Here is a 5,806-nt window from a genome sequence, read left to right on the forward strand (position 1 = left end):
TGGTTTACTAAAGCAGCTGAGCAAGGTCATGCTGATGCTCAAAATAATCTAGGGCTTATGTACAGAGCAGGCTTAGGTGTTTCACACAATGATTATGTGGCATTTGAATGGTTTACTAAAGCAGCTGAGCAAGGTCATGCTGATGCTCAAAATAATCTAGGGCTACTTTATCGTGATGGTAAAGGGACTCCTCAGATTGTGCATATAGTATTACATGACCATGACATAGAGGGGACAACCCTATCACCTCAGGATTATGAAGAACTATTTAGAGAGTTTGGGCTTGATACCCCTGAAAGCTTTGATTACTCGGACGTAGCAAAGGTACTTTTTGAGTTACATGGAATAGACCACGATAAGGCAGTTGACTGGTTTATCAAAGCAGTTGCTAGTGGTAGCGATGCAGCACAAATCAACTTAAAGAATATGTTTGATAGTTAAGACAACTATAGTGATACTGCGTAATTAGAGCTTGGTGAGTTTGATACAATCCCTTTCCAAATAAACTAATCGACAAGAAGATAGTAATAATGGCTAAACCATTCTTAAAATGGGCGGGCGGTAAGAGCCAGTTAATGCCTGAAATAATGCAGCGACTGCCTGATTATGTATGTAACGGCACGCCATATCAGTATATTGAGCCTTTCAGTGGTAGTGGTGCAGTTGCATTACACCTTTTAGATAGCCCTCATCCGCCTACCAAAGTCATCTTAAATGACATTAATAGCGACCTCATAAACCTTTATAGAGTGATTAAATCAAACCCTACCGAGCTACTAAGTTATCTAAAGGTTATTCAGAGTGAGTACGATAAGCTGGAAGACAAAGAAGCAAAGAAGCCGTATTACTACGATAAGCGAGAGAGCTTTAACAACAGAGATTGCAGCTCTATCGAACACGCAGGGCTATTCATTTTTTTAAATAGGGCTGGCTTTAACGGTCTATACCGTGTGAATAAAAATAACAGATTCAACGTGCCAATTGGGAGTTATAAAAAGCCGAACTTTGTGTTTGAAGACGTTATTCTCAACGCTTCGCGTCTGCTAGCTGACGTAGAGATATGCAATATTAGCTTTGAAGATGTTTTGAAGTTAGCTAAGGACGCCAACCAAGCGGATTTGCCCACGTTCTTTTATTTTGACCCACCCTACAAGCCATTGAATGAGTCATCAAGCTTTACCTCTTACGCTAAGGGGAGCTTTGATGATAACGATCAAGTAAAACTAAAGGAAGTTTGCGATTTACTAGATGAGCAAGGGCATCAATGGTTACTTAGTAATTCAGACACAACGAACCTTGATGCTAACAATACATTTTTCGATGATTTGTATGAAAATTATAAGATAGAACGCGTTAGAGCTAGCCGTAGCATTAATTCGAAAGGCGCTAAGCGTGGTCAAATTAACGAACTACTGATTAGGAACTATTAGAAAATGAATGAATTATACAAAGCGGAACACTTTACCAAGCTCGTTGAAACTCTAAGCCAGAGAGGTATCCTTCAATACGATTATTTTGTTAACTGGGCGAAAGTGTTAACTAAGATAGAGCCTATAGAAAAAGAACTGCATATTCTGAATGCTGCTGTAGGTAAAGAAGATATTGAAGGGGTGTTGTTAGGTATATTTAAAGAGTACCCAAAAACGGTCAAAGCTATTCCTGCATTGCTTGCTATACGTGAAAAATCCATCGATATACTTATAGATAAAACTAACTATATACATAGGAACTTTGATTTCAAACATAGAGAGTTTACAGATGATGACTTAAATAGTTTAGTTGATTTTGTGATGCAGTCTGGCCTTGGCAAGATGATGCAAGATAGAAATATAAGAAACCTACCTGATTATTGTACAGGGGTTGAGGTAGGGCTTGATTCAAACGGACGGAAAAATCGTGGCGGTACACAAATGGAGCAGCTAGTAGAATCCTTTGTTGCACTTTTCTGTCATGAAAATGACCTAGAGTATTTACCTCAAGGAAGCGTAAAAAGCATTAAAGCAGCATGGGGCGTGGACGTAAAAATAGGTAAGGCAGGCAAAAACATTGATTTTGTTATTTATAAGAAAAGTACAGGCACACTCTATTTCATAGAATGTAATTTTTATAATAGTAATGGTTCAAAACTTAAATCTACTGCCTCAGAATACACAAAAATGAGTGAGTTGTGGAAAGCTCAAGGTATAGAGTTTATATGGGTTACTGATGGTAAAGGCTGGCTCTCATCTATCAAGGCGCTTAGGGACTATTTCGATTATGGGAATTATTTACTAAATATTGATATGCTGCAAAATGGATATTTAGAAAAAATAGTACTCTAGAAAAAACGCTAATATTAAATATTTTCGTTATTAACTTTTTCGGTGTAGCTAAACTGACGTTTAAAAAGGCTTCTACAAGCATCTTGCATTAGGCGGTATGCAGACTTTTTAGGTACATCGAACATATTTGCGTATCCTTCTGCCGATAGCTCAATGCGCTTGCCTAATAAGTGCTCTAAATCAGTCGTATGAAGCAGCTCTTTAGCTGTTATTAGAGCAAGTAGCAGTAACCTATTTTCAGATAGGTTAAGGCTGTAACTAGCACTAATTAACGCACTCTCTTTTACTGGTAGATCTGTTACCGCCATAGAATAAAACTCCTAATTTATAATTCGATTGCTTGTAAAACAAAGAAAAACCTTACTATTCCAGCATATCTGCTAAAAATTCTAATAGTACAGGTAGATCAAATTCTCCTTCCGCAAAGCCATACTTCTCACACTCGTCAGGAATAATGACTGTTTGACCAGCAAACCTTGAGTCTTCACTAATAATACGTAACGTACTAACCAGCTCGTCTCGTACTACTGATGGTATTTGGGAGTCCAGCAACTCATTATCATCTTCTTCTACTGATAATTTGCTAATATTGATTGTCAAATTCTCTATTTTTATCATAGTTATAAGCCTTTAAAAAATATTTATAGATTAGGTTCGTTTCAGTTATCTAATACTCAAGATAATCTCTAATTGGACGCTTCTTAAACTGTGAAGCGTCTTTTTTAAGACGGTTGATCATCTCAAACTCCCACCCCTGCGCTGTTTGTCCAGCTGGGCTAGTTGGTGTTACTAAATGATTGTAGTCAGTAATGAAAGCAGGGTTTCGAACGATACGTCCTAACTGCTTATCGTTCAGCCCTTCAATCGTGAACATATCTGCTGTGTCTGTATCTCTAGCACCCTCTTTTTTATTAATATCTTTAGGTTTGTTTTTAGACAAGACTTTAAATTTAAAGCCAATAATGCGTTTACCACGTTTTTCTTGCTTATAACTAACTGTAAGGTCTGATGTTTCATTGATTTCTTTAACAGCAAGGTCTAATACTCGCTTTTTAAAGTTACTCATTAACTTATATTCATCCACACCCACACCTAACTGTTGTCTAAAACAATCAAGCTGTAATAACGGTGTTTTTTTAGCTGACTTCCATTGAACCAGTAGCTCATACAAACGTACTGAATACGTGCTGTGCATTTTTGCCGTTTGTTCAAGTAGATATTGAGTAAAAAAGTTTTCATAACCATCAATACGTGTGATCTCATTGACCACATCGTAAGTCAAAATGACTTCAATTGAAGCTTCTTCATCAAGATATTTCACTCGTTGAACCCAACGTGATTTAACAAGTTTGTCATCAGTATCAAGAAATGAAAACCTGCGGTCAAATAAGTTCTTCTCAGCACTGAGAATAGCTTCATGGGCAGTCTGACGCGCTACACCAAATGCTTTGGCATATCTTAACGCTGATATATTTAAAGGCTTATCAAGACTTAATCCATTACCAGTTTCTCTTGCATCAACGATAGCTAGTTGTAATATTCTAACTTCTGATAAAGATAGATTTTGTATTGCCATGTTCAAACGATTAGATTTAACTACTAAATCTGATTTTGATGAAATCACTTGATATATCCTTATATATATTTTATAAGTACAATATATATAAAAGTACTTATAAGTACAAGTTTTTATTTGTACTTATTTAGCAGGGAAACGTACTCATAAGAGCAGGGAAACGTACTCATAAGAGCAGGGAAACGTACTCATAAGAGCAGGGAAACGTACTCATAAGAGCACTGAACACGTTGGTATGAAAGGGCTGTGGAGGGCTTAAAAGCATTAAAAGCATTAAAAGCATTAAAAGCCTTTTTGGTTGTTGATAACTAAAAAAACAAACAGAAGAAAAGAGCTAAAAAGGCTATTGATAACTTATAAACTTAACATTAGCATTATTCCAACTATTTTTAGAAGAACTGGGTCACATCATCAGATGTACTAACATAAGCGAAAATTAATAATAAAGAGAGATACTATGAGCGATAAGACAGAACAAAACGACTTAGTGCAAGGTTGGATAGACAGATCAGCGTTGAACGCCATACAAATGAGCGAGGACGAGAACTACCGCCAGTTAGTAGCAGCAAGGGCAACCAATTGGGGCAAGGACATAACAGCGAGGTCTGACCTACGGATAAAGCAATCACAAGCACCTCACTTGGAGATTGGTGAGTAAGTCAGAATTTATCTTTTCACTTCTTGTATATCAAAATGAGCTGTATTTTGGTTATTCGTCTTGGTCAGGCTTTGGACTAGAAAATAACGCAAGCACCTCTTCATCATCCATATCTTCAGAGATGCTTCTATACTCCTTACGATTATTTGCTTCCCTAATAGCTCTTAATTCACTCATTAAGCTTTTGGGCTTGTCTTTCTCAACAGAAGTTACACCAGCTTCAGGTTTTTCTTTTGTCTTTCCCACTTCTTCAGCACGCAAAAGGTTTTTGTTAGCGTGATAACTTTTTCGGATTGCTTCATAGGTGACGGTTATCTTAAATTTGTCTTCAATCATTTTTCTTACTTGGTGAAAAGTATGATTAGTAGTTTCATCATCGTATGTATCAACCAAAAAACGTATTGCTTGTTTAGTTAGCTTGGATTTAGCCATACGTTACCCCTTAAATTAGTTTAGATAAGACCATACAACCAAATACAACCAAATACAACCAAAACCAAGCAAAACCAAGCAAAAACAAGCAAAAACAAGCAAAAACAAGCAAAAACAAGCAAAAACAAGCAAAAACAAGCAAAAACAACTAAGGCTTGCTACTAAAACAACCAAATACAACCAAAACCAACTATAACCAAGCAAAAACAAGTAAAAACAAGTTAAAGGCAAAAAATCAGGGGAAAAAAGGGGTGAAGGTGCAGGGGTTAAGCAATATTTTTTGAGTGCAGGATAGGCGATTACCGACAAAATGACCCCATTTTTTCTATCGCAGGATAGGCTTACGCCGACAAAATTATATATTTTGGTATAAGTAATAATTTGCTGTACGACATTACTTGACGCCTGTCTTTTGAGGTTAGTTTCAATCCTAAAGCAATTGCTGTAAGTTTACATAAATACATTATTAAGAATTATGACTTAGGAAAAATGGTTTATGAATAAGAATGTAACTATAGAAGAAACGCTAATATTGGCTGAACAAGGCGATATGCAAGCTCAGTTTAATATGGGTTTGACACATTATAATGGTATAGAAAAAGGAGATGGTAAAGGATACACGTTAATTACACGTGGCTATGAAAAGGCAGTTGACTGGTTTACTAAAGCAGCTGAGCAAGGTCATGCTGATGCTCAAAATAATCTAGGGCTTATGTACAGAGCAGGCTTAGGTGTTTCACACAATGATTATGTGGCATTTGAATGGTTTACTAAAGCAGCTGAGCAAGGTCATGCTGATGCTCAAAATAATCTAGGGCT

8 protein-coding genes are annotated in these 5,806 nt (G+C 36.7%); 4 read left to right on the plus strand and 4 right to left on the minus strand.

Annotation, left to right across the window (positions count from 1 at the left end):
- The 3 genes from JFC05_RS12475 to JFC05_RS12485 form a co-directional block, all read left to right on the plus strand.
- A partial coding sequence (locus JFC05_RS12475; RefSeq protein WP_198337115.1) for a tetratricopeptide repeat protein occupies positions 1 to 441 on the plus strand: 441 nt, incomplete at its 5' end.
- An 89-nt stretch (positions 442 to 530) separates the two neighbouring features.
- A complete protein-coding gene (locus tag JFC05_RS12480; RefSeq protein ID WP_198337116.1) occupies positions 531 to 1,430 on the plus strand; it encodes a DNA adenine methylase in 900 nt (299 codons plus the stop codon).
- 3 nt (positions 1,431 to 1,433) lie between these two features.
- The gene (locus JFC05_RS12485; RefSeq protein WP_198337117.1) at positions 1,434 to 2,321 is read left to right on the plus strand and encodes a type II restriction endonuclease; all 888 of its coding nucleotides are present in this window, start codon (positions 1,434 to 1,436) and stop codon (positions 2,319 to 2,321) included.
- Positions 2,322 to 2,335: 14 nt separating this feature from the next.
- Here JFC05_RS12485 and JFC05_RS12490 read toward each other — a convergent pair whose 3' ends face one another.
- The 4 genes from JFC05_RS12490 to JFC05_RS12505 all read right to left on the minus strand — a co-directional run bounded on the left by JFC05_RS12490 (position 2,336) and on the right by JFC05_RS12505 (position 4,987).
- A complete protein-coding gene (locus JFC05_RS12490) occupies positions 2,336 to 2,629 on the minus strand; it encodes a replication initiation protein (protein WP_198337118.1) in 294 nt (97 codons plus the stop codon).
- A gap of 55 nt (positions 2,630 to 2,684) precedes the next feature.
- Positions 2,685 to 2,939 carry a hypothetical protein gene (locus JFC05_RS12495; protein WP_198337119.1) on the minus strand — a complete coding sequence of 85 codons (255 nt, stop codon included), beginning with the start codon at positions 2,937 to 2,939 and terminating at the stop codon, positions 2,685 to 2,687.
- A gap of 49 nt (positions 2,940 to 2,988) precedes the next feature.
- Positions 2,989 to 3,945, minus strand: a complete 957-nt coding sequence (gene repM / locus JFC05_RS12500; protein WP_244658206.1) for a replication initiation protein RepM — start codon at positions 3,943 to 3,945, stop codon at positions 2,989 to 2,991.
- A 661-nt stretch (positions 3,946 to 4,606) separates the two neighbouring features.
- A complete protein-coding gene (locus tag JFC05_RS12505; RefSeq protein WP_198337120.1) occupies positions 4,607 to 4,987 on the minus strand; it encodes a hypothetical protein in 381 nt (126 codons plus the stop codon).
- Between the two features lie 496 nt (positions 4,988 to 5,483).
- Here JFC05_RS12505 and JFC05_RS12510 point away from each other — a divergent pair.
- On the plus strand, positions 5,484 to 5,806 hold a 323-nt coding region (locus JFC05_RS12510; RefSeq protein ID WP_198337121.1), incomplete at its 3' end, for a tetratricopeptide repeat protein.

Origin of the sequence: Psychrobacter celer (assembly GCF_016107555.1) — a bacterium.
Taxonomy (GTDB): Bacteria; Pseudomonadota; Gammaproteobacteria; order Pseudomonadales; family Moraxellaceae; genus Psychrobacter; species Psychrobacter celer.

Bases quoted from the DNA above. Each gene is read 5' to 3' on its own strand.
- JFC05_RS12480 (WP_198337116.1), top strand. From the start codon at position 531: ATGGCTAAACCATTCTTAAAATGGGCGGGCGGTAAGAGCCAGTTAATG.
- JFC05_RS12485 (WP_198337117.1), top strand. From the start codon at position 1,434: ATGAATGAATTATACAAAGCGGAACACTTTACCAAGCTCGTTGAAACT.
- JFC05_RS12490 (WP_198337118.1), bottom strand. From the start codon at position 2,629: ATGGCGGTAACAGATCTACCAGTAAAAGAGAGTGCGTTAATTAGTGCT.
- JFC05_RS12495 (WP_198337119.1), bottom strand. From the start codon at position 2,939: ATGATAAAAATAGAGAATTTGACAATCAATATTAGCAAATTATCAGTA.
- JFC05_RS12505 (WP_198337120.1), bottom strand. From the start codon at position 4,987: ATGGCTAAATCCAAGCTAACTAAACAAGCAATACGTTTTTTGGTTGAT.